Origin of the sequence: Cnuibacter physcomitrellae, assembly GCF_014640535.1 — a bacterium.
Lineage (GTDB): Bacteria > Actinomycetota > Actinomycetes > Actinomycetales > Microbacteriaceae > Cnuibacter > Cnuibacter physcomitrellae.
Genome location: NZ_BMHD01000001.1, coordinates 215,624 through 238,647 on the forward strand (window position 1 = coordinate 215,624; position 23,024 = coordinate 238,647).

Annotated in this window: 23 protein-coding genes; 16 read left to right on the forward strand and 7 right to left on the reverse strand. The window is 69.2% G+C overall.

The features are described from left to right. The first annotated feature begins 18 nt into the window (after positions 1-18). The 3 genes from hisD to IEX69_RS01060 are packed head-to-tail and all read left to right on the forward strand — an operon-like array spanning position 19 to position 2,907. Positions 19-1,329 carry a histidinol dehydrogenase gene (gene hisD / locus IEX69_RS01050; RefSeq protein ID WP_085019293.1) on the forward strand — a complete coding sequence of 437 codons (1,311 nt, stop codon included), beginning with the start codon at positions 19-21 and terminating at the stop codon, positions 1,327-1,329. A 43-nt stretch (positions 1,330-1,372) separates the two neighbouring features. Further along, positions 1,373-1,855 (forward strand): transcriptional regulator NrdR, encoded by a 483-nt coding sequence (gene nrdR, locus IEX69_RS01055; RefSeq protein WP_085019294.1) that lies wholly within the window; start codon positions 1,373-1,375, stop codon positions 1,853-1,855. A gap of 5 nt (positions 1,856-1,860) precedes the next feature. Further along, complete coding sequence (locus IEX69_RS01060) at positions 1,861-2,907, forward strand: quinone-dependent dihydroorotate dehydrogenase (RefSeq protein ID WP_085019295.1); 1,047 nt, start codon at positions 1,861-1,863, stop codon at positions 2,905-2,907. Positions 2,908-3,008: 101 nt separating this feature from the next. Here IEX69_RS01060 and IEX69_RS01065 read toward each other — a convergent pair whose 3' ends face one another. Beyond that, positions 3,009-3,584 carry a DUF3043 domain-containing protein gene (locus IEX69_RS01065; protein ID WP_085019296.1) on the reverse strand — a complete coding sequence of 192 codons (576 nt, stop codon included), beginning with the start codon at positions 3,582-3,584 and terminating at the stop codon, positions 3,009-3,011. Between the two features lie 40 nt (positions 3,585-3,624). Between IEX69_RS01065 and IEX69_RS01070 the strand changes: the two genes are divergently transcribed. The 5 genes from IEX69_RS01070 to IEX69_RS01090 all read left to right on the forward strand — a co-directional run bounded on the left by IEX69_RS01070 (position 3,625) and on the right by IEX69_RS01090 (position 8,776). Beyond that, positions 3,625-5,046 (forward strand): dipeptidase, encoded by a 1,422-nt coding sequence (locus IEX69_RS01070; RefSeq protein WP_085019297.1) that lies wholly within the window; start codon positions 3,625-3,627, stop codon positions 5,044-5,046. Between the two features lie 100 nt (positions 5,047-5,146). Further along, positions 5,147-5,512 carry an iron-sulfur cluster insertion protein ErpA gene (gene erpA, locus IEX69_RS01075; RefSeq protein WP_085019298.1) on the forward strand — a complete coding sequence of 122 codons (366 nt, stop codon included), beginning with the start codon at positions 5,147-5,149 and terminating at the stop codon, positions 5,510-5,512. A gap of 204 nt (positions 5,513-5,716) precedes the next feature. Then, a complete protein-coding gene (gene ctaC, locus IEX69_RS01080; RefSeq protein ID WP_085019299.1) occupies positions 5,717-6,619 on the forward strand; it encodes an aa3-type cytochrome oxidase subunit II in 903 nt (300 codons plus the stop codon). Positions 6,620-6,630: 11 nt separating this feature from the next. Then, positions 6,631-8,355, forward strand: coding sequence for an aa3-type cytochrome oxidase subunit I (ctaD, locus tag IEX69_RS01085; protein WP_085019300.1), 1,725 nt, complete (start codon positions 6,631-6,633; stop codon positions 8,353-8,355). 4 nt (positions 8,356-8,359) lie between these two features. Continuing rightward, entirely contained in the window at positions 8,360-8,776 is a 417-nt protein-coding gene (locus tag IEX69_RS01090; RefSeq protein WP_085019301.1) for a cytochrome c oxidase subunit 4, read from the forward strand. An 842-nt stretch (positions 8,777-9,618) separates the two neighbouring features. Here IEX69_RS01090 and qcrB read toward each other — a convergent pair. Genes qcrB through ctaE form a run of 4 tightly spaced genes read right to left on the reverse strand, consistent with a single transcriptional unit; the run spans position 9,619 to position 13,858 of the window. Continuing rightward, positions 9,619-11,283: a cytochrome bc1 complex cytochrome b subunit gene (gene qcrB, locus IEX69_RS01095; protein ID WP_085019302.1), complete on the reverse strand. Its 1,665-nt coding sequence runs from the start codon at positions 11,281-11,283 to the stop codon at positions 9,619-9,621. Continuing rightward, a complete protein-coding gene (gene qcrA / locus IEX69_RS01100; RefSeq protein ID WP_085019303.1) occupies positions 11,280-12,347 on the reverse strand; it encodes a cytochrome bc1 complex Rieske iron-sulfur subunit in 1,068 nt (355 codons plus the stop codon). The genes qcrB and qcrA overlap by 4 nt, the downstream gene beginning before the upstream one ends. Positions 12,348-12,394: 47 nt before the next feature. Beyond that, entirely contained in the window at positions 12,395-13,189 is a 795-nt protein-coding gene (qcrC, locus tag IEX69_RS01105) for a cytochrome bc1 complex diheme cytochrome c subunit (RefSeq protein ID WP_085019304.1), read from the reverse strand. Between the two features lie 54 nt (positions 13,190-13,243). After that, positions 13,244-13,858 carry an aa3-type cytochrome oxidase subunit III gene (ctaE, locus tag IEX69_RS01110; protein WP_085019305.1) on the reverse strand — a complete coding sequence of 205 codons (615 nt, stop codon included), beginning with the start codon at positions 13,856-13,858 and terminating at the stop codon, positions 13,244-13,246. 123 nt (positions 13,859-13,981) lie between these two features. Between ctaE and trpD the strand changes: the two genes are divergently transcribed. Beyond that, on the forward strand, positions 13,982-15,034 hold the full coding sequence (gene trpD / locus IEX69_RS01115; protein ID WP_085019306.1) for an anthranilate phosphoribosyltransferase: 1,053 nt from the start codon (positions 13,982-13,984) through the stop codon (positions 15,032-15,034). Positions 15,035-15,153: 119 nt separating this feature from the next. On the opposite strand, the gene IEX69_RS01120 is transcribed toward trpD, so the two are convergent. Continuing rightward, on the reverse strand, positions 15,154-15,876 hold the full coding sequence (locus tag IEX69_RS01120) for an MIP/aquaporin family protein (RefSeq protein WP_229756399.1): 723 nt from the start codon (positions 15,874-15,876) through the stop codon (positions 15,154-15,156). A 306-nt stretch (positions 15,877-16,182) separates the two neighbouring features. Here IEX69_RS01120 and dhaK point away from each other — a divergent pair, with 306 nt between their 5' ends. The 4 genes from dhaK to IEX69_RS01140 all read left to right on the forward strand — a co-directional run bounded on the left by dhaK (position 16,183) and on the right by IEX69_RS01140 (position 18,985). Further along, on the forward strand, positions 16,183-17,184 hold the full coding sequence (gene dhaK / locus IEX69_RS01125; protein ID WP_085019307.1) for a dihydroxyacetone kinase subunit DhaK: 1,002 nt from the start codon (positions 16,183-16,185) through the stop codon (positions 17,182-17,184). A 4-nt stretch (positions 17,185-17,188) separates the two neighbouring features. Then, positions 17,189-17,827 (forward strand): dihydroxyacetone kinase subunit DhaL, encoded by a 639-nt coding sequence (dhaL, locus tag IEX69_RS01130; RefSeq protein WP_085019308.1) that lies wholly within the window; start codon positions 17,189-17,191, stop codon positions 17,825-17,827. Then, a complete protein-coding gene (dhaM, locus tag IEX69_RS01135; RefSeq protein WP_085019309.1) occupies positions 17,828-18,544 on the forward strand; it encodes a dihydroxyacetone kinase phosphoryl donor subunit DhaM in 717 nt (238 codons plus the stop codon). A 132-nt stretch (positions 18,545-18,676) separates the two neighbouring features. Further along, positions 18,677-18,985 (forward strand): hypothetical protein, encoded by a 309-nt coding sequence (locus tag IEX69_RS01140; protein WP_085019310.1) that lies wholly within the window; start codon positions 18,677-18,679, stop codon positions 18,983-18,985. Positions 18,986-19,057: 72 nt separating this feature from the next. On the opposite strand, the gene IEX69_RS01145 is transcribed toward IEX69_RS01140, so the two are convergent. After that, the gene (locus IEX69_RS01145; protein ID WP_085019311.1) at positions 19,058-19,237 is read right to left on the reverse strand and encodes a hypothetical protein; all 180 of its coding nucleotides are present in this window, start codon (positions 19,235-19,237) and stop codon (positions 19,058-19,060) included. A gap of 132 nt (positions 19,238-19,369) precedes the next feature. Between IEX69_RS01145 and IEX69_RS01150 the strand changes: the two genes are divergently transcribed. The 3 genes from IEX69_RS01150 to IEX69_RS01160 all read left to right on the forward strand — a co-directional run bounded on the left by IEX69_RS01150 (position 19,370) and on the right by IEX69_RS01160 (position 23,021). Beyond that, complete coding sequence (locus IEX69_RS01150) at positions 19,370-19,966, forward strand: CDP-alcohol phosphatidyltransferase family protein (protein ID WP_085019312.1); 597 nt, start codon at positions 19,370-19,372, stop codon at positions 19,964-19,966. 117 nt (positions 19,967-20,083) lie between these two features. Then, the gene (locus IEX69_RS01155) at positions 20,084-21,238 is read left to right on the forward strand and encodes an FAD-dependent oxidoreductase (RefSeq protein WP_085019313.1); all 1,155 of its coding nucleotides are present in this window, start codon (positions 20,084-20,086) and stop codon (positions 21,236-21,238) included. A 193-nt stretch (positions 21,239-21,431) separates the two neighbouring features. Then, the gene (locus IEX69_RS01160) at positions 21,432-23,021 is read left to right on the forward strand and encodes an ABC transporter substrate-binding protein (protein ID WP_085019314.1); all 1,590 of its coding nucleotides are present in this window, start codon (positions 21,432-21,434) and stop codon (positions 23,019-23,021) included. Positions 23,022-23,024 lie beyond the last annotated feature (3 nt).

The following is a 23,024-nucleotide window of genomic DNA, read 5'->3' on the forward strand; positions in this document are numbered from 1 at the left end:
GGACTAGGCTTGGATGCCGTGATCCGCATCATCGACCTCCGTGGGCAGACGCCCTCCCGCAGCGATCTCGCCCGGCTCGTGCCGCGCGCCGCGACCGACGTGTCGGTGGCGCATGCGGCGGCTGCCGAGCTCGTCGAGGAGGTGCGGTCGGGTGGCCTCGGCGCCCTGCAGCGGCAGGCCGAGCGGTTCGACGGGGTGGTGCCCGGATCCGTGCGTGTGTCGGCCGACGACATCCGCGCCGCCGTCGCCGCGCTCGAGCCGCAGGTGCGTCTCGCGCTCGACGAGGCGATCGCCCGGGTCCGCCGTGCGACCGCCGCGCAGGTGCCCCCGCCCGCGCGCACCGAGCTGGGCGACGGGGCCGTCGTCGAGCAGCGCTGGCAGCCCGTGGAGCGCGTGGGCCTCTACGTCCCCGGGGGCAAGGCCGTGTACCCGTCGAGCGTCGTGATGAACGTCGTGCCCGCGCAGACCGCGGGTGTGGGCAGCATCGCCCTGGTGTCGCCTCCGCAGCGCGACTTCGGCGGTCAGGTGCACCCGACCATCCTCGGCGCCGCGGGCCTGCTCGGCATCGACGAGGTCTACGCCATGGGCGGTGCGGGCGCGATCGGCGCGCTCGCCCACGGTGTGGCCGAGATCGGGCTGGAGCCCGTGCAGGTCATCACCGGCCCCGGCAACGTCTACGTCGCCGCGGCGAAGCGGGTGGTGCGCGGCACCGCCGGCATCGACTCCGAGGCCGGGCCGACCGAGATCCTCGTCATCGCGGACGGGTCCGCCGACCCCGGCTTCGTCGCCGCCGACCTCGTCAGCCAGGCCGAACACGACGAGCTCGCGGCCGCCGTGCTGGTCACCGACTCCGCGGAGCTCGCGGACCGCGTGATCGACGAGCTCCGCTCGGTCGCCGCCTCGACCACGCACGCCGAGCGCGTGGGCATCTCCCTCGGCGGCCCTCAGTCGGCGATCATCCTCGTCGACGACCTCGCCACGGCGGCGGCGGTGAGCGACGCCTACGGACCCGAGCACCTCGAGATCCAGACCGCCGACCCGGATGCGACGCTCGCGTCGATCCACAACGCCGGCGCGATCTTCCTCGGCGCCTACTCGCCGGTGAGCCTCGGCGACTACCTGGCCGGGTCGAACCACGTCCTCCCCACCGGCGGACAGTCGCGGTTCTCCTCGGGCCTCGGCGCCTACACGTTCCTGCGCCCCCAGCAGGTGGTGCGCTACGGACGCGAGGCGCTCGAGGCGGTCGCCCGCGACATCCGCTCGCTGTCCGACGCCGAGAACCTCCCCGCTCACGGCGACGCCGTGGCGGTCCGCTTCGCCCAGGGCTGAGCCCGACCGAGGGGGTGTCGCCACCCGATACCCTGGAGGTGCCATGTACTGCCCCTACTGCCGCCACCCCGACTCGCGAGTCGTCGACTCCCGCACCACCGATGACGGTCAGGCCATCCGCCGACGCCGTCAGTGCCCGGAGTGCGGCCGCCGGTTCAGCACGACCGAGACCGCCAGCCTCGGCGTGATCAAGCGCTCCGGTGTGGTCGAGCCGTTCTCCCGCGAGAAGATCGTCAGCGGCGTGCGGAAGGCCTGTCAAGGCCGCCCGGTCACCGACGGCGACCTGGCCGTGCTCGCGCAGCGGGTCGAGGAGATCGTGCGGCAGAGCGGCGCGGCGCAGATCGACGCGAACGACATCGGGCTGGCGATCCTGCAGCCGCTCCGCGAGCTCGACGAGGTCGCCTACCTCCGCTTCGCCAGCGTGTACCAGGGCTTCGACACGCTCGACGACTTCGAGGCGGCCATCACCCTGCTCCGCGCCGAGCACGCCGACCGCGCCCAGCGTTCGGCCGGGCTCGCCGAGTAGCGCCCGTGTACGAGCTGCTGTTCCGCACCGTCCTGTCGAGGATGGACCCGGAGGATGCGCACCACCTCGCGATGCGGGTCATCCGCCTCATCCCGCGGCTGCGGCTCGACCGCCTCGTGCACCGCTTCACCTCGGCCGACGTCGACCTGTCGGTGAAGGCGCTCGGGCTCACGTTCCCCACGCCGTTCGGCGTCGCCGCCGGCTTCGACAAGGATGGGACGGCCATCGACGGCCTCGCCGCCCTGGGCTTCGGACACGTCGAGGTCGGGACGATCACCGCCCGTCCGCAGCCGGGCAACGACCGCCCGCGCCTGTTCCGGCTCATCGCGGATCGCGCGGTCATCAACCGGATGGGGTTCAACAACCGGGGTGCTGCCGCCGCCGCGCTGCGACTGGCCCGGACCAAGCGGAGCGGAGCGGGACGCGCCGTCATCGGCGTGAACATCGGCAAGAGCCGGGTGGTCTCGGTCGACGACGCGATCGCCGACTACGTGCAGAGCGCGCGAGCGCTGGCGCCGATCGCCGACTACCTCGTGGTCAACGTGTCCTCGCCGAACACGCCGGGCCTGCGCGGATTGCAGGAGCTGGATCTGCTCGCACCGCTGCTCGAGGCGGTCAAGGCGGAGGCGCGGAGCACGCCCCTGCTCGTCAAGATCGCCCCCGACCTCACCGACGAGCAGCTCGACCGCATCGCGGAGCTCGCCGTGTCTCTCGGCCTCGACGGCATCATCGCCACGAACACCACCCTGTCCCGCGAGGGTCTGCGGACCCCGGCCTCGCACGTCGAGGCGCTGGGGGCGGGCGGCCTGTCGGGCGCGCCGCTGGCGGAGCGCTCGCTCGCCGTGCTGAAGCGCCTCCGCACGGTCCTGCCGCCGGAGTTCTGCGTGATCTCGGTGGGTGGCGTCGACACCGCGTACGACGTCGAGCAGCGTCTCCTCGCCGGGGCGACGCTCGTGCAGGGCTATACGGCGTTCCTCTACCGAGGCCCGTTGTGGGCGAAGCAGATCAACGTCGGGCTCGCCCGTCTCGCCCGCACCCGCGTCGAGCGCTGACGCGCCGTCCGCGCGCCCGTCCGTCTCCGTTTTCGCTGCCTGTCTGACCTTTCGCGTGGTCAGTGGGCCCGCGAAAGGTCAGAGAGGCAGCGAGAACGGGTTCAGCTCGGGTACTGGCCGCGCTTGACCTGCGGCTTCGGCAGGCGCAGGCGGCGGAACTGGAGCGACCGCATGGTGGCGTACCAGCGCAGGCCGCGCTCCACGTTGCCGGCGCCGAACTTCTCGCGCAGCGCCTTCATGACGCGCCAGCCGAGGAAGAGGCAGTCGAGGATGACGATGGCGATGAACGCGTAGAGCGCCAGCATCGTGTACGCCTGCAGGTCGGGGATCGGCACGATCGTGGCGATCAGCACGAGGAACATCACCGGGATGAGGAACTCGCCCAGGCTCCAGCGCGCGTCGACCCAGTCGCGCACGAACCGGCGCTGCGGGCCGCGGTCGCGGACCGGCATGTACTTCTCTTCGCCGTTCGCCATGCCGACGCGGGCCCGGTCGCGCAGCTCCTGCTGCTTGCGACGGGCCTCTTTCGCGGCCTCCTTGCGGTCGCCGGGGACGAGGGGGCGCTTGTTGGCGGCCTCGCGCTCCTTGCGGCTCGGGGTGGCGTGCCCCTTGCCCGCGCCCGGCGTCTCTGCCGGGGTCTCGATCGTCTCGTCGACGCTCGTCTTCGTCTTAGCCACTTCGAATCCTCGTCCTGTGCGGTCTCTTAAGATTACCCGCATGACACTGAGCACTCCCAGGAAGGATCCCGCGGCGCTGTCCGAGGGCGAGCAGGCGGTCGTCGAGGCCGTCCAGGCGGCACTGCCGCAGAGCATCGCCGACCTCGGCGGACTGGTGCGCATCCCCTCGGTCTCCTGGTCGGCCTTCGATCCGGCGGAGGTGCAGCGCAGCGCCGACGCCGTCGCGGGGCTGCTGGACGGGACGGGCTTCTTCGAGAGCGTCGACGTGCTCCGCGCCCCGACTCCGTCCGGCGAGCTCGGGCAGCCGGCGGTCCTCGCGTCCCGTCCCGCGCGCGGCGACGCGCCGACGGTGCTGCTCTACGCGCACCACGACGTGCAGCCGCCCGGCCGCGACGAGGACTGGGACACCCCGCCCTTCGAGCCCACCGTGCGCGGAGACCGGCTGTACGGCCGGGGAGCCGCCGACGACAAGGCGGGCGTCATGGCGCACGTGGCCGCCGTGCGTGCGTTCGTCGAGACCGGGGGAGCCGCATCCGACCTCGGCGTCGTGGTCTTCATCGAGGGGGAGGAGGAGTTCGGCTCGGCCTCCTTCGCCGCGTTCCTCGAGGAGAACCGCGACCGCCTCGCCGCCGACGTCATCGTGGTCGCCGACTCCGACAACTGGGACACGTCCACACCGTCCCTCACCGTGAGCCTGCGTGGCAACGTCACCTTCCGGCTCACCGTCTCCACCCTCGGCCACGCCTCGCACTCCGGCATGTACGGGGGAGCGGCCCCCGATGCCATGCTCGCCGCGGCTCGCCTCATCGACTCGCTCTACGACGCCGACGGGGCCGTCGCGGTCGACGGGCTGACGGCGCATCCGATGGAGGTGCCCGAGGTGACGGAGGAGCAGTTCGCCGCCGACGCCGCACTGCTCGAGGGTGTCGGCTCCGTCGGCACCGGACCGGTGCTCGAACGGCTGTGGGCGAAGCCCGCGCTCACCGTCACGGGCATCGACGCCCCGGATGTGGTGAACGCCTCCAACACGCTCCTCCCGTCGGTCTCCCTGCGCGTGAGCTGCCGCGTCGCCCCGGGCCAGGACGCCCAGGACGCCTACGAGGCGCTCGCCGCCCACATCCGCTCGCACGCGCCGTTCGGTGCGCACACGGAGATCACCGAGGTGAGCACGGGGCAGCCGTTCCTCGTCGACACCTCGGGCTGGGCGGTGGCCCTCGCCGAGCAGGCCATGGCGGATGCCTGGGGTGCGTCGCCGAAGGAGGTGGGCGTGGGCGGGTCGATCCCCTTCATCGCCGACCTGGTGCGCGTGTTCCCGCAGGCGCAGATCCTCGTCACGGGTGTCGAGGACCCTGACACCAGGGCGCACAGCCCGAACGAGTCGCTCCATCTCGGGGTCTTCAAGCGCGCGATCACCACCGAGGCGCTGCTGCTGCACCGACTCGCGTCCGGAGCACGCGGATGAGCGCCGCGACGGGCTCCGTCCGCGGGTCGGGAATTCTCCGGCGGACGCCCCGGTTGTCGGGTTTAGACTTCATCTACGCTTCGACCGGAAGGACGTCCCGATGAGCGACACGACCCTCACCACCGACGTGGCCGCGCCCGCCCACGCCGTGCAGCTGACCAAGACCGCCGGCGACAAGGTGCGCAGCCTCCTCGAGCAGGAGGGGCGCGACGACCTCCGCCTCCGCGTGGCCGTCCAGCCCGGTGGCTGCTCCGGCCTGATCTACCAGCTCTACTTCGACGAGCGGATGCTCGACGGCGACGGCGTCGTCGACTTCGACGGCGTCGAGGTCATCGTCGACAAGATGAGCGTCCCGTACCTCGACGGCGCGACCATCGACTTCGAGGACACGATCCAGAAGCAGGGGTTCACGATCGACAACCCCAACGCGACCGGCTCGTGCGCCTGCGGCGACTCGTTCCACTGAGCGAACTTTATCTTCGGCGAAAGGCCGTCTCCCTCGGGAGGCGGCCTTTTCGCATCCTGCCGCGGAACGACGGGGATCTCGGCCGATCCCGGGACGATCGCGGACTGTAGCACCCGCGTGGCCGTGACTGCGACCCCTTCGACGAACCAGTAGGCTTGTCGGAGGTCACATACACTTCTGGTGTAGCTTCCCGAAAGGTCACTGGTGCGCTCGAAACGACGTCTCAGATGGGCTGCGATCCCGGTTGCAGCGGTCATGGCGTTCATCCTTGCCGGATGTACGCAGGAGCAGATGCAGGGGTGGCTGCCGACCGAGCCGGGCACCACGAACAACGTCGATCGTGTGATCGGCCTCTGGGTCACGTCGTGGATCGTGCTGCTGGTCGTCGGTGTCGTCACCTGGGGCCTCACCATCTGGGCGATCGTGGTCTACCGCCGTCGCAAGGGCCAGACCGGTCTGCCGGCGCAGCTGCGCTACAACATGCCGATCGAGATCTTCTACACGATCGTCCCGCTCATCCTGGTGCTCGGCTTCTTCGCCTTCACCGCCCAGGACCAGAGCGCGATCGAGGCGAAGTACGACAACCCGGATGAGGTCATCCAGGTCTACGGCAAGCAGTGGGCGTGGGACTTCAACTACGTCAGCCAGGACGTCTACTCGCCCGGCATCCAGGGCCAGCCCGACCCGGACGACGCGAACGGCTCGCTCGTCGAGTCCGAGATCCCGACCCTGTACCTGCCCGTGGGCAAGAAGATCGAGATCCAGCTCGACTCGCGCGACGTCATCCACTCCTTCTGGGTGATCGACTTCCTCTACAAGAAGGACATGCTGCCGGGCAAGACGAACTACATGTACGTCACCCCCGAGCGTGAGGGCACCTTCGCGGGCAAGTGCGCCGAGCTCTGCGGCGAGTACCACTCGATGATGCTCTTCAACGTGAAGGTCGTCTCGCAGCAGGAGTACGACGACTACATCCAGTCGCTGAAGGACGCCGGTCAGACCGGGATCCTCGGGCCGGAGTACAACCGCAACGACAACCTCCCCGGGATCGGTACGCCGGCGAAGGAAGAGACCCCCGAGGCCGCTGCGGTCTCGAACGCAGGATAGGAGCGGCAGCAGTGACTGCGACAGTAGCCGTATCGCCGGCGGGCGTCAGCGCCCGCCCGGGCCGCGAACGCAAGGGCGGCGTCGTGGTGCGGTGGATCACCACCACCGACCACAAGACCATCGGGTACCTGTACCTGATCACCTCGTTCCTGTTCTTCTGCCTCGGCGGCGTGATGGCGCTGGTCATCCGCGCGCAGCTGTTCGAGCCCGGGCTCGAGCTGGTGGCCACGAAGGACCAGTACAACCAGCTGTTCACCATGCACGGCACGATCATGCTGCTCATGTTCGCGACCCCGCTGTTCGCGGGCTTCGCCAACGTGATCATGCCGCTGCAGATCGGTGCGCCCGACGTCGCGTTCCCGCGACTGAACGCCCTGGCCTTCTGGTTCTTCTCGTTCGGATCGCTGATCGCGGTCGCCGGCTTCCTCACCCCGCAGGGTGCGGCCTCGTTCGGATGGTTCGCCTACGCGCCCCTGTCGTCGACGACGTTCACACCGGGCGACGGAGGGAACCTCTGGGTGTTCGGCCTGGGCCTCAGCGGCTTCGGCACGATCCTCGGCGCGGTGAACTTCATCACCACGATCATCACCATGCGTGCTCCCGGCATGACCATGTTCCGCATGCCGATCTTCACCTGGAACATCCTGGTGACGTCGATCCTCGTGCTCATGGCGTTCCCGGTGCTGGCCGCCGCGCTCTTCGCTCTCGGCGCCGACCGCGTCTTCGGGGCGCACATCTACGATGCGGCGAACGGCGGTGTGCTGCTGTGGCAGCACCTGTTCTGGTTCTTCGGCCATCCCGAGGTGTACATCATCGCGCTGCCGTTCTTCGGCATCGTCTCCGAGGTCTTCCCGGTCTTCAGCCGCAAGCCGATCTTCGGATACAAGACCCTCATCTACGCGACGATCTCGATCGCGGCGCTCTCCGTCACCGTGTGGGCGCACCACATGTACGTGACGGGATCCGTGCTGCTGCCGTGGTTCGCGCTCATGACGATGCTCATCGCCGTGCCGACGGGTGTGAAGATCTTCAACTGGATCGGCACCATGTGGCGTGGCTCGGTGACCTTCGAGACGCCGATGATCTGGGCGATCGGCTTCCTCATCACGTTCACCTTCGGTGGTCTGACCGGCGTGATCCTCGCGTCGCCGCCGCTCGACTTCCACGTGTCCGACACCTACTTCGTGGTGGCGCACTTCCACTACGTGGTGTTCGGAACGGTCGTGTTCGCGATGTTCTCGGGCTTCTACTTCTGGTGGCCCAAGTGGACGGGCAAGATGCTCAACGAGCGTCTGGGCCACTGGCACTTCTGGCTGCTGTTCATCGGCTTCCACACGACGTTCCTCATCCAGCACTGGCTGGGCGTCATCGGCATGCCGCGTCGTTACGCGACCTACCAGCCCGAGGACGGGTTCACGTGGATGAACCAGCTCTCGACCATCGGTGCGTTCATCCTCGCCGTGTCGCTGATCCCGTTCTTCCTGAACGTGTACATCACCGCGCGACGCGCACCCAAGGTGACCGTCAACGACCCGTGGGGCTACGGCCGCTCGCTCGAGTGGGCCACGTCGTGCCCGCCGCCGCGTCACAACTTCACGTCGATCCCGCGCATCCGCTCGGAGTCGCCGGCGTTCGACCTCAACCACCCCGAAGCCGGAATCCCGGTCGGTGTGGGCCCGGCGAAGGACGCTCCCGATGCCCCGACCTACGACATCGCGAAAGGCGAGGTGAAGTAGCGCCATGCGCGTCAACACCAACCTCTTCTGGATCCTCACGGTCTTCATGATCCTGGCCGGGGCCGTCTACACGACGTGGTCCGTCCTCGAGACGGGCGCCGTCGAGTGGGTCGGCACGGTCGCGATCTTCCTGACCGGCATCCTCTCCGCGTTCCTGGCGTTCTACCTGCGCCTGGTGCACCGGTCGCAGGGCAGCGAGCTGCCGGAGGACCGCCTCGACGCGAACATCGACGACGGCGACCCCGAGGTCGGATTCTTCAGCCCGTGGAGCTGGTGGCCGCTCGTGCTCGGCTTCTCCTGCGCCATGCTGGTCCTCGGCCTCGCGGTCGTCGTGTGGATCGCCTTCATCGGCGTCGTCGTGCTGATCGTCGCGATCGTCGGCTGGACGTACGAGTACTACCGCGGGCACTTCGCCCGCTGAGCCCCGCGCTCGCGCCTCAGGGCCCTCACGCTCCGCGTGGGGGCCCTTCGCGTTGTGTGCGCGACGTCGCCCCGGGCGCGTGCGTGGTCGGTCCGGCGCGGTGCCGTGCGGTGCGGGTGCGGTGCGCCTGCGTCCGTATTCAGGAGCTACGCCTGTTTTCAGGACGCTTCGTCCTGAAAAGGGCCGGATGAGCACATGCGTCCTGAATACGGAGGTCGCTGCGGGCGTGCCCGGTGTGCGGGTGGGTGGGGCGCGTGTGTGCGTCTGGCTGCTACGTCGCTACGCGACGCCTCTGGGGGTCGTGGTCGGGCCTGCGTGGATGGTCACCGCCGAGGCTGACCCGCGCGCTGCTTGCGGATGCGAGATGGCTCCGTACGGTTGGTCGCCACGCTCGGAGGGGACTGAGCCGGTGTTGCGCGCCGTCCTAGTCTGCTCGGCGAGGCAACTCTGGATGTTCGGGGCGACACGCCGTCAGGAGTCCGGAGTTGGCTCGGGGGAGGGCGAAAGTCCGGAGTTGGCGTAGCGGAAGCGCGGCTGTGTCGAGGCGCGCGCGACGGGCATTGCGGGGGCGTTGCGCGGCTGGTTCATGCCGCCGTCGTCCGGGCTGGAGGTAACTCCGGAGATTTGGGGTGACACGCCGCCGGATTTCCGGAGTTGGCTCGGGGGGAGGGCGAAAGTCCGGAGCTAGCTCTGCGGAGGTGCGGATGCGTCGTCGCGTGCGGACCTGGGCCGGCCTCTGCGTGCGCTCGGCGCGGGACGACAGACGGAGTGCCACACGTACAAGCAGAGGGGCCCCGCAGCGGTGCTGCGGGGCCCCTCTGGCGGGACGGACGGGCGGGACGCTAGTGGGTGCCGTGCGAGTCGCCGTGGCCGGACTCGAGCTCCTTGCTCGTGACGGGGGCGATGCGGTCCTCGAAGAACCAGCGGGACATGCCGGCGCGGAAGCGCTGGGCGCCCGTGATCTTGCCCTGGGCGTTCGGACGCAGCATGAGCGGCTGGTACACCTCGTAGTCGGTGAGGCGCCAGCGCTCGTACTCGTCGAGCTGCTCGTGGACCTCGATGTACTCGCCGCCCGGGAGGCGGACGATGCGGCCCGACTCGAAGCCATGCAGCACGATCTCGCGGTCCTTCTTCTGCAGCGCGAGGCAGACGCGCTTCGTGATGAAGTACGCGACGAACGGTCCGAGCACCGCCCACGCCTGGCAGACGTGGATGACGCCCTCGATCGACAGCTGGAAGTGCGTGGCGATGAGGTCGGACGAGGCCGCGCCCCACAGTGCCGCGTAGAAGGTCACGCCGGCCGCGCCGATGGCGGTACGGGTCGGAGCGTTCCGCGGACGGTCGAGGATGTGGTGCTCGCGCTTGTCGCCCGCGACCCAGCCCTCGACGAACGGGTAGATGGCGACCAGAGCGAGGAGCAGGACGAGCGCGATCACCGGGATGATGATGTTGAACGACCAGGTGTGGTCGAGCCACACGAACTCCAGGCCCGGCGGGATCAGACGCAGAGCGCCGTCCGCGAAGCCGATGTACCAGTCGGGCTGCGTACCCGCCGACACCGGGGACGGGTCGTACGGTCCGTAGTTCCAGATCGGGTTGATCGTGAACAGCGACGCGATGAGCACGATGACGCCGAAGACCAGGAAGAAGAACCCACCGGCCTTCGCCGCGTACACGGGGAGGATCGGGTATCCGACCACGTTCTTCTCGGTCTTGCCCGGCCCCGCGTACTGCGTGTGCTTGTGCACGACGACGAACACGAGGTGCAGCGCCAGCATCGCGACCAGGATGGCCGGGAGCAGCAGGATGTGCAGCGTGTAGAGGCGGCCGACGATCGCGGTGCCCGGGAACTCGCCGCCGAACAGCAGGAACGAGATCCAGGTGCCGACGAACGGCAGACCCTTGATCAGACCGTCGATGATGCGGAGACCGTTTCCGGAGAGCAGGTCGTCGGGCAGCGAGTAGCCGGTGAAGCCCTCGGCCATCGCCAGCACGAACAGCACGAAGCCGATCATCCAGTTGAGCTCACGCGGCTTGCGGAACGCACCCGTGAAGAACACGCGCAGCATGTGCAGGCCGATGGCCGCGATGAACAGCAGAGCCGCCCAGTGGTGGATCTGACGCACGAGCAGACCGCCGCGCACCTCGAACGAGATGTGCAGGGCCGAGTCCATGGCGGAGGACATCTCCATGCCCTTGAGCGGCACGAAGGGTCCGTTGTAGACGACCTCGGCCATCGAGGCCTGGAAGAAGAACGTCAGGAACGTGCCGGAGAGCACGATCACCACGAAGCTGTAGAGCGCGACCTCGCCGAGCATGAACGACCAGTGATCGGGGAAGATCTTGCGCCCGAACTCCTTGACGACCGCCGAGATGGTGGTCCGCTCGTCGAGGTAGTTGGCTGCTGCGCCGACGAACCCGCCGGGCTTCGCGGGAGGGCGGATCGAGGAACCGGGCGCCGCAGGTGCGTCGCCCGTGCTCGAGGGCCTCTCGATGGTGCTGGTCATGAACGCTCCCAGAAGCTAGGTCCGACGGGCTCGTGGAAATCGCTCTGCGCCACGAGGTATCCCTCAGCGTCGACCTCGATCGGCAGCTGGGGGAGGGGGCGCTTCGCGGGCCCGAAGATGACCGCAGCCTCGTTCTTCACGTCGAACGTGGACTGGTGGCACGGGCAGAGGAGGTGGTGCGTCTGCTGCTCGTACAGCGCCACAGGGCAGCCGACGTGCGTGCAGATCTTCGAGTAGGCCACGATGCCCTGGTAGGACCAGTTCTCGCGTCCGGGGCTGATGTTGAGGTCTGCGGGGTTGAGACGCATGAGCAGGACGGCGGCCTTGGCCTTCTGCTCGAGACGGTCGTGCTCCTCGTTGAGGCCCTCGGGGATGATGTGGAACACCGAGCCGATGGTCACATCCGACGCCTTCACCGGCGCACCGGTGGGGTCGAGCGTGAGGCGGGTGCCCTTCTTCCACATCGTGTGGCTCAGCAGCTCGACCGGGTTCTCGTTCTGCGGCGCCAGTCCGCGGAAGAGCACGATGCCCGGCAGCGGGAACGCGAGCAGCGCACCGATGAGGCTGTTGCGGATGAGAGTGCGACGGCCGAACCCGGACTCCTCGTCGGCCTCCTTGAAGATCTCGACCGCGCGCTCGCGCGTCTCCGCCGAACCCTGGACGGGGTGGCGGATGTCGATGCCCTCCTTGTCGGCCATCAGGGCCTTGCCCCAGTGGACGGCGGCGAGCCCAATGCCGAACAGCGCCAGCGCGGAGCCGAGGCCGATGAACAGCGTGTTGAGGCGGAGCGCCTCGGTGCTGCCGTCCTCGATCGGGAACGCCATGTACGCCGCGATCGCGAAGATGCTGCCCGCGATCGACAGGTAGAACATCGTGTAGACCTGGCGCTGCGCGCGCTTGTTGGCCTTCGGATCGGTGTCGGTGACGCGGAGGCGGTGCGGCGGCTCGCCCGGGTTCTGGAAGTCGGAGCCTGCGACGGCGGTCCCTGCGGACGCGCGGTCCCTCGTGTCGACGGCAGACGATCCCGAAGTGGAGTCCACTTCGCTCAGCTCGTCATGTGCCATTGCCTACCCCTTCGAAGATTGCTGTGTCGTTGTCCACGGATGCGGTCTCAGTTGGACTTCGCCGTGAGCCAGACCATGATGCCGATGACGGCGGCCAGACCGAAGATCCAGATGAACAGACCCTCGGCGACCGGGCCCAGGTTCCCGAGCTCGAAGCCGCCGGGCGAGGGGTTGTTCTGGATGTACTTCAGGTAGGTGATGATGTCGCGCTTGTCTTCCGGCGAGATGTTGTTGTCGTTGAAGACGGGCATGTTCTGCGGGCCGGTGAGCATGGCCTCGTAGATGTGCTGCGGCAGGACGCCGGTGAGCTCGGGGGCGAACTTGCCCTCGGTGAGCGCACCGCCCGCGCCGGCGACGTTGTGGCACATGGCGCAGTTGATGCGGAACAGCTCGCCACCGTGGGTGGCGTCGCCGTCGGCCTGCAGGAGGCTCTCATCGGGGATCGACGGTCCGGGGGAGAGCGAGGAGACGTAGGCGGCGAGCGCGGCGATCTGGTCGTCGGTGAACTGGACCGGCTTCTCCATGGCCTGGGGACCCTGCATGGCCATCGGCATGCGGCCGGTGCCCACCTGGAAGTCGACGGCGGCGGAGCCGACGCCGAGCAGGGCGGGACCGTTGTCGGTGCCCTCGAGCGAGAGGCCGTGGCAGGTGGCGCAGTTGGCGGCGAAGAGCTTCTGGCCCTCGTCGATGGTCTCCTGGCTCGTCGAGCTCGTGTCGGCCGAGGCGCTGGAGGTGTTGCTGAACAGCGCGTACCCGCCTCCGGTGACGACGAGTCCGATCGCGATCAGCACGACCGTCGCCAGGGGGTGGCGTCTGCCGGCTTTCCTGCTCGTGCGAGCCATTCTCTCTACTCTCTCTGGACTGCGTTCGGGTGCGCGGTGGGTGGAGCCGACGCGCTATTTCAAGACGTAGATGACCAGGAAGAGGCCGATCCACACGACGTCGACGAAGTGCCAGTAGTAGGACACGACGATGATGCGGGTGGCCTCCTTGTGGCCGAAGTTCTTCACGGCGAAGACGCTGCCGAGCATGAGGAGCATCGCGAGCAGACCGCCCGTGACGTGCAGGGCGTGGAAGCCGGTGGTGAGGTAGAAGGCCGAGCCGTAGGCGTTGCCGTCGATGGTGATGCCCTCGCTGACCAGCGTGGCGTACTCGAGCACCTGGCCGCAGACGAAGATCGCGCCGAAGACGTAGGTGAGGAACAGCCACTCGGTGAGGCCCCAGTTCCAGGGCTTCCAGCTGGTGCGCTTGACCTGGCCGCGCTCGGCGGCGAAGACGGCGAACTGGCACCAGAACGAGCTGATCACCAGGATGATCGTGTTCACGAGCGCGAACGGCACGTTCAGGGTGTTGGCCATCTCGCCCCACGCCTGCGGGTTCGTCGACCGCAGCGTGAAGTAGATGGCGAACAGGCCGGCGAAGAACATGACCTCGCTGCCCAACCACACGATCGTTCCGACCGCCACGGTGTTGGGCCGCTGCACCAGCGGGACTCCCGGAGTTCTGGTCATAGAGCTGCTCGTCACAGATCCATTATGTCCGATATTCACAGCTGGTTTTCGCAATGGGCGTACCTCCGCGCTGTATCCGCGGACCGTCCCGGCGTGTCTGGGAGTCCCCAATAGGATCGCTGCATGGCGCACTCGTTCACCTGGCCCGAGACCATCGCCCGACTGCTCGCCGGAGAGGACCTCTCCATCTCCGAGGCGACGTGGGCGATGGACGCCGTGATGGAGGGCGACGTCACCGAGGCGCAGCTCGCCGGGTTCCTGGTCGCGCTCCGGGCGAAGGGCGAGACGGTCGACGAGATCGTCGGCTTCCGCGACGCGATCCTCGACCACGCGCTGCCCATCTCGATCGACCCGATGGCCCTGGACATCGTGGGCACGGGCGGTGACCGGTTCGGCACCGTGAACGTCTCGACGATGGCGTCGATCGTGGCGGCCGCGGCGGGTGTCCCCGTGTTCAAGCACGGCAACCGCGCCGCGAGCTCCAAGTCCGGCTCCTCCGACGTGCTCCGGGCGCTCGGGGTCGACCTCGACCTCGAGCCCGACCGGGTGGCCTCGGTGCTCGTCGAGACGGGGATCTCGTTCGCGTTCGCCTCGAAGTTCCACCCGGGCTTCAAGAACGCGGCCGCCGTGCGCGGAGAGCTCGGCGTTCCCACCGTCTTCAACTTCCTCGGCCCGCTGTGCAACCCGGCGCGGACGGAGGCCTCGGCGGTGGGTGTGGCCCATCTGGACCGGGTGCCGCTCATCGTCGGGGTGTTCCAGACCCGTGGCGCGACCGCCCTGGTGTTCCGCGGCGACGACGGCCTCGACGAGCTGACGACGACGGGGCACAGCCACATCTGGGAGGTCTCGCGCGGATCCGTCAAGGAGCACGACCTCAACCCCCGCGACCTCGGGATCCGCATCGCCCGGATCGACGATCTGAAGGGCGGCGACAGTGAGCACAACGCGGCCGTGGTGCGGGCGACCCTCGAGGGCGAGACCGGGCCCATCCGCGACATGGTGCTGCTGAACGCGGCCGCGGGGCTGGTGGCGTTCGAGCTGGCCGCCGATCCGGAGCAGATCGACCGGACGATGGTCGACCGCATCGGCGAGAAGATGGCCGTCGCCGCGCAGGCGATCGACTCGGGGGCCGCGTCGGCGAAGCTCGCGGAGTGGGTCGCCGCCTCGCGCGCCTGAGCGCCGCCCTCGTCGCACGGGCCGCACGGGCCGCTTAAGCGGCTTCGTCCAGCTTTCCGTCGCGGATCGGCGAGATCACGACGGAAAGCTGGACGAAGCCAGGTGGGGCGTGCCCCGGATCAGGTGAGGATGGGGAGCAGCGGGATCGCGGCGAAGCCGGCGAGGACGCCGCCGATGATGGGGCCGACGACCGGGACCCACGAGTAGGACCAGTCGGACGAGCCCTTGCCCTTGATCGGCAGGATGGCGTGCACGATGCGCGGTCCGAGGTCACGGGCGGGGTTGATGGCGTAGCCGGTGGGTCCACCGAGGGACGCGCCGATGCCGATCACGAGCAGCCGCACGGGCAGCGCGCCGAGTGCGGCGAGGCCGCCGTCGCCCTGGCGTCCGCCGCCGAAGCCGATGACGACGAACACGAGCACGAAGGTGCCGATGATCTCGGTCACCAGGTTCCAGCCGTAGGAGCGGATGGCCGGGCCGGTGGAGAACACGCCGAGCTTGTTCGCCGGCTCGGGCTCCTCGTCGAAGTGCTGCTTGTAGGCCAGCCACACCAGTACCGCACCGATGATCGCACCGATCATCTGCGCCCCGATGTACGCGATGACGGAGAGGAAGGTGACGTCGACCTGCGTGGCCGCCGATCCGAACGTCTTCGCGCCGTTCGCGACCAGGCCCAGCGTCACTGCGGGGTTGAGGTGCGCGCCGGACGCGTAGGAGACGATGACACCGGCGAAGACGGCGAGACCCCAGGCGACGTTCACCATGAGGAACCCGCCGTTGAAGCCCTTGGTCCGGATCAGGGCGACGTTCGCCACCACACCACAGCCGAGGAGCACGAGCATCGCCGTGCCCACCAGCTCCGACAAGAAGTCGATTCCGAGATTGTCCACGATGACCTTCCTTCTCACAGTTCGACCACACGTTGCGATCGCGCCGTGACGGGCGCTGAGGCGAGCATAGACCCAGAGACTTCCCAGACTGAAGCGCTAAGGGAGCGTTTCGAGAAGGCCGTGTCGGGCGTCGGAAGTTGTCCGGACAGGCGCGCACAAGGGCTCTTCCGTCACGCTCGCGCGACGGCGTAGATTGATCCCGGATGACCCGACCCGGGCTTCCGCCATGGGCGCACGCCCGGTCGAAGGGGACTTTCAATGAAGAAGCTCATCAACGATCCGAAGAACGTCGTCGCCGAGTCTCTCGACGGCCTCGAGCTCGCGCACGGCGACATCCTGCGCGTGCACCGCGACCCCGACTTCATCGTGCGCGCTGACGCCCCGGTCCAGGGCAAGGTCGGGATCGTGAGCGGCGGCGGCAGCGGGCACGAGCCGCTCCACGGCGGCTTCGTCGGCTACGGCATGCTCAGCGCCGCCGTGCCGGGCGCCGTCTTCACCTCGCCCACTCCCGACCCGATCGTCGAGGCGACGAAGGCCGTCGACGGCGGCGCGGGCGTGCTCCACATCGTGAAGAACTACACCGGTGACGTGCTCAACTTCGAGACCGCGGCCGAGCTCGCCGAGGCCGAGGGCATCACGGTGAAGTCCGTCATCATCGACGACGACGTCGCGGTGCAGGACTCCACGTACACCGCAGGCCGCCGCGGGGTCGCCGGCACGGTCTTCGTCGAGAAGATCGTGGGAGCGGCGGCCGAGCAGGGCGCCGACCTCGACGCCGTCGTCGAGCTCGCCCAGCGTGTCAACGCGAACGTCCGCACGATGGGCGTCGCGCTCACGGCCTGCATCGTCCCGCACGCCGGGGTGCCGAGCTTCGACCTCCCCGAGGACGAGATCGAGATCGGGATCGGCCTGCACGGGGAGCCCGGCCGCGAACGGATCAAGCTGGAGCCCGTCGACGTGATCGTCGACCGGATGCTCGACCCGATCCTCTCCGACCTCCCCTTCGCCTCGGGCGACCGGGTCGCGGTGCTGGTGAACGGGATGGGCGGCACCCCGCTCATCGAGCTGTACATCGCGCTGCGTCGTGTCGGCCAGGTGCTGGAGGAGAAGGGCATCAGCGTGCTCCGCACCCTCGTCGGCAACTTCACCACCTCGCTCGAGATGCAGGGCATGTCGATCAGCGTGCTGCGGCTCGACGACGAGATGATCGAGCTGTACGACGCACCCGTTCAGACCGCCGCCCTGCGGTGGGGGAGGTAGGAGCATGAGCCTGGGCATCACCTGGACGACGGACTGGATCCGGAGGACCGCGGAGGTCATCGGCGAGCACCGGGTCGAGCTCATCACGCTCGACCGCGAGATCGGCGACGGCGACCACGGCGAGAACCTCGACAGGGGGTTCACCGCGGTCCTGGCCAAGCTCGACGGGCTGTCGCCCGAGGCGGCTCCGGGTGATGCCCTGAAGCTCGTGGCGACGACCCTGATCTCCACCGTCGGCGGCGCATCCGGCCCGCTGTTCGGCACCGCGTACCTGAAGGCCGCGGGCGCGGTCGGTCAGGCGAACGAGCTCGACGGCTCCGCGGTGGTGGCGCTCCTGACCGCGGCCCGCGACGGCATCGTCCTCCGCGGCAAGGCCGAGGTGGGCGACAAGACCATGGTCGACGCCTGGACTCCGGCCGTCGACGCGGCGGCAGCGGCGCAGGAGGCGGGGAGGAGCGAGGCCGAGATCCTCGACGCCGCCGCGACGGCCGCCGCCGAGGGCGCCGCCGCGACCGAGCCGCTCGTGGCTCGGAAGGGCCGCGCGAGCTACCTCGGCGAGCGCGCCGTGGGGCACCGGGATCCGGGCGCCCAGTCGACGGCCCTCATCCTGCGGGCCGCCGCCGATGCTGCTCGGGGCGACTGAATGACCGAGCGCGTCGGCCTCGTCCTCGTCTCGCACAGCGCTGCGATCGCCGAGGGCCTTGCCGCGCTGGCGGGTCAGATGGCGCCGTCGACGACGCTGGTGCCGGCCGGGGGGACCGACGACGGCGGGATCGGCACGAGCTTCGACCGTGTCAGCGCTGCGCTGGCGGAGGCGGAGTCGGGATCGGGCGTCGTGGTGCTCTGCGACCTCGGCTCCGCTTACCTCACCGCGGAGACCGCGCTCGACTTCCTCGACGACGAGGCCCGTGCCTCCGCGCGCATCGTCCAGGCCCCTCTCGTCGAGGGCGCCGTGGCCGCCGCCGTCGAGGCCGAGTCGGGTGCCGCGCTCGACGCCGTGGTCGCTGCGGCCCTGACGGCGTGGGACCACGAGGAAGCCGCGGACGGCGCCTCCGCCGAGGGTGCGGCGGTCGCTGCGGACGATTCTGGGACCGAGGAGCCGGTCGGGTACCGGCGGTCGGTGACGATCGTCAACAAGGACGGCCTCCACGCCCGGCCGGCCGCCGAGTTCGTGAAGCTCGCCACCACGTTCCCGGTGAAGGTCACGGTGAACGGCACCGACGCGAAGAGCCTGCTGGGGATCATGTCGATGGGGCTGACCCGGGGCACCGACGCCGTGGTGGCGACCGACGATCCCGCCGGACGCGAGGCGGTCGATGCCCTCGCCGACCTCATCGAGGGCGGGTTCGGCGAGGCATAGCACAGTCCGACCACCCCGCCGGGCGTGCGACACTGGAGCGTACGTCGTCACGTGGAGGAGGTCGGGGCCGCTGTGGCTTCAACGAAGTGTCCGGTCTGCGGCAAGGCCGTAGCCGTCGGAATCGTCTCAGGGATGCTCGTCCAGCACGAGGACAAGCACGGCGCCCGGTGCGAGGGCAGCGGTCAGGCGCCCGCGCCCGTCGCGGTCCGCGCCCCGTCGACCCGGGCAGCGGGCGGATCGTCCCGGTCCGGCACCGCCAAGGCGAAGGACGCCTCGCCGGCGACCAAGGGCGGCATGAAGGTCTCGCGCGTCGAGGTCGACCCCGAGGAGCTCAAGGCCCGCCAGGAGCGCATCGCCCAGGCCCGCGAGGAGCGCGCCCGCGCTGCCCGCGAGCGGAACGCGACCGGTCTGTCGTACTTCGACGAGCCCGGCGGTCGCTGAGCCCGGCTGAGGCGAGTCGGGCCGACCCGAGTCGCTCGAGCGGATCGGCCCGCGCGGATCGATCGGCGCGCCTCAGTCGACCTCGTCGTTCAGCGCGTCGACCGCCTGGATGAGCGAGTCGAGGGCGTTCTGCAGGTTGTGGAGCGCCTGGCGCTCGACCGAGTCCTCCGGCAGCTTCTGGATGTCGAAGCTGGCGAGGTTCGCGTACTCACGGGCGTTGGAGAGGAAACCCTCCGCTTCGAGATCGGCCATCTGAGGACTCCTTCGTGTCGTCGTCGCGTCGCCGGGGCCGGCGCCTGGTGCAACAGTATCGAGCGGGCACGACGCAGCACACCCCCGTGTCGGACTCCTGTCGGGCCGATGCCGCACGGCTAGGCTGACCGCATGGTGCGCACCGAGGATCCCGCCGCGCGGATCGTCACGGTGCCCAACGTCATCACCGTGGCGAGGCTCCTCCTTCTCACGCCGCTGTTCGTGGTGCTCCTCCTCGTGGTCGACTCGCCCTTCTGGGCGCTGGTGGTCGCCGTCGTCCTGGGCGGCACGGACTGGGTCGACGGTCAGGTGGCCCGACGGTTCCACCAGGTGTCGGATCTCGGGAAGAAGCTCGACCCGGTCGCCGACCGGATCAGCCAGTTCACGGTCTGCGCCACCCTCGTCGTCGCCGGGCTCGTCCCGGTGTGGATGGCGCTCGTCATCCTGGTGACGGACCTGCTCCTCGGCATCGTGATCCTCATCCGGAAGCCGGGGATCGTGCCCGTGCGCTGGATCGGACGGATCCGCACCGCCCTGCTGATGGTGGGACTGCCCTTCGTGCTGCTGGTCGAGGCGTTCTGGCCCGGCAGCGAGGCCCTGCGGCTGACCGCGCTGAGCGTGGTGGGCGTGGGCGTCGTGCTCCACGCGATCGCCAACCTCGTCTACGTCTGGTCGCTCCTGCGCGGGACGGCGCACGCGCATCCGGATGCGCATCCCCAGGTCGACTGAAGCGACGCCACCCCGCCGAGAGCGCCGACTGACGGACACGACGCGCAAACCGACGCAGTCTTACGTCCTGTGTCGGCCCCCGAGCGGGTGTCGTCGAGCCTTCCCTACCGTCGAGGCATGGCAACACGCGTCGACGTCATCGTGGTGGGCGGAGGAGCGATGGGGTCGGCCGCGGCCTGGCATCTCGCGGGCAGGGGTCACGACGTGCTGCTCCTCGAGCGCTTCGCGCCCGACAGCCCCCGCCGCGCCTCCCACGGCGAGAGCCGCAACTTCAACCCCGGCTACGTGGACCAGACGTACCTCGGGATGCTCCGCGAGTCGCTGCCGCTCTGGCGTGAGCTGGAGGCGGAGAGCGGACTGACCCTGCTGGAACGGAACGGGATCGTGCACCACGGCGCGTACCCGGACCTCGACGGTGCCGCCGAGCGGCTGCCGCGCTTCGGCTTCGAGGTGGAGCGGCTCGCGCCGGACGAGGCCGCCGATCGCTGGCCGGGCATGCGGTTCGACCGGGAGGTCCTGCACATCCCCGACGCGGGGAGGCTCCGCGCGGCCTCCGCGCTCTCCGCGCTCCAGGGCAGCGCCGTCCGTCACGGCGCGGTGATCCGCCACCACGCGAAGGTGCAGCGCATCCGGGTGCTCGGCGACGATCGCGCCGCCGTGGAGGTCGTGCCGGTCGACGATGACGACGAGGTCACGGGGGCGGTCGAGAGCGTCGAGGCGTCGAGCGTGGTGGTCGCCACGGGAGCCTGGACGAGCAGGCTGGTGGGACGGCTCGTCTCCCTGCCGAGCCTCGTCGTCACCCGTGAGCAGCCGATGGTCTTCGACGCCGTCGGCACCGCGAGGTGGCCCGGGTTCAACCACTGGCCCGAGGAGGGCGGCCGACGCTATCGGGGATGGCGCGGCGTCGTCTACGGCGGTCCGGAGGGCGGCGGGGTCAAGGCCGGATGGAACGCGGCCGGACGTGTGGTCGATCCCGACTCGCTCAACCCCCGACCGGATCCCCGGCAGCGTGTCGCCCTGCAGCGCTACGTCCGCGAGTGGCTGCCGGGAGCGGATCCCGACGTCTTCGTCGAGGACGGCTGCACGTACACCACCACACCCGACTCCAACTTCATCGTCGACCGGATCGGCCCGCTCGTGGTGGGCGCGGGCTTCTCCGGACACGGCTTCAAGTTCACGCCCGTCGTCGGGCGCCTGCTGGCCGACCTCGTGGAGGGTCGCAGGGCACCGGCCCTGTTCTCACTGCGCGCCGAGCAGAGGGTCGCCAGCTAGCCCCAGCACGAGCCGCGCCGGGGCGCATCCGCAGCGTCAACGTTCGTCACAGAACACGCGCTCGGAGCCGCACTTTACGCATCGGGTCGGCGGTGACCGGCTGGACGCGACACCCCCGCCGCGCGCCCCTAGCGTGGCGGCGGGGCACCGGCCCTGCATCCAGAGACAGCCATCACACGAAGGGATCCGTCAGATGAGAAGAAAGAGGTGGTGGGCGCTCTCCGCAGCGCTCGCAGCGGTGGTGGCCCTCGCGGGCTGCTCCGCCCCGGCATCGGGAACGGACGGCTCGGGCGCCGACGGCGACCCCCAGTACGGCGGAGACCTCGTGGTCGGGCTGTACCTCGAGCCGCTCGCCCTCGACCCCCACCGGCAGGGCTACTGGGAGACCTATCGAGTCAGCCGCAACATCTTCGAGGGGCTGACCAAGGAGGACACCAGCGGAGCGACCGACCCGACCGAGATCCAGCCGTCGCTCGCCACCGACTGGACCACCCCCGACGGCGGTCGCACCTGGACCTTCACCCTGCGCGAGGGGGTCACCTTCGGCGACGGCAGCCCGTTCGACGCGGAGGCCCTCGACAAGAACGTGCGCCGCATCAGCGATCCGACGTACGAGTACTACGACGAGAAGAGCGCGAAGTCGCTCTCCGTCTGGTTCTCGACGTTGACGGCAGGCACCGTGATCGACGATCACACCTACCAGTTCTCGTTCTCGCAGCCGTTCCTCGGCTTCCCGCGAATCCTGGCGCAGTCGATGGCGACGCTCACCATCGGCAACCCGGCGGTCTGGGAGCAGTACGGCAACGACGGGTTCGCCGACCACCCGGACGGCACGGGTCCCTACCTGTTCGAGTCGCGCACGGTCGGCGACCGCATCGTGCTGAAGAAGAACCCGGACTACTGGGGGGATGCGCCGTACCTCGACTCGCTGACCTTCCGGATCATCCCGAACAACCAGACCAGGCTCGCCGCCCTGATCAGCGGCGAGGTCGACCTGATCAGCTACGTGCAGCCCGAGGACGTCCAGACCCTCGAGAGCCAGGGCTTCCAGGTCCCGGACGGCACCGGCTCGTCGCTGCTCTACATCTCGTACAACTTCAAGAACCCGGCCTTCGCGGACGAACGGGTGCGCCAGGCCCTGATCTACGGTCTGGACCGGCAGAAGCTGTCCGACGAGCTCTACAACGGGTACGCCCAGCCCCAGTACTCCTTCGAGCCGCCGGGGAACGAGGCGTTCGACCCGGAGGTGCGCGACTTCGAGTACGACCCGGACAAGGCGGTCGAGCTGCTGAAGGAGGCGGGCTACGGCGCCGGAGACCTGAGCTTCACGATCGTCGTCGACGTGGCCAACCAGAACACCGCGGAGTGGTTGCAGTCGCAGTACAAGGAGATCGGCGTGGACGTCGACATCGTGAGCCTCGACCGCACGAGCTACATCGCCCGCGCCTACAGCCCCGAGCCGAACGACGGCCTCAGCCTGGACGAGTACGGCGGCACCTACGCCGAGTGGCTCTACCAGGGCTTCAACGGACTCACCGGTAAGGGTCTCGACAAGTCGCAGTTCCCCGACATCACGTCGGCACTGGATGCGGCTCTCCACACCGACGACGCGGAGGCACGCATCGACCTGTGGAAGCAGGCGGAGGAGACGCTCCGGAACGACGCCGTCGTGATCCCCACGGTCAACCTGACGAAGTACTACGCGCTCGGCCCGAACGTCCGCGGGTTCGTCTGGCCTTCCACCAACTGGTACGACCTCACCAAGGTCTGGTTGGCGGACTGACAC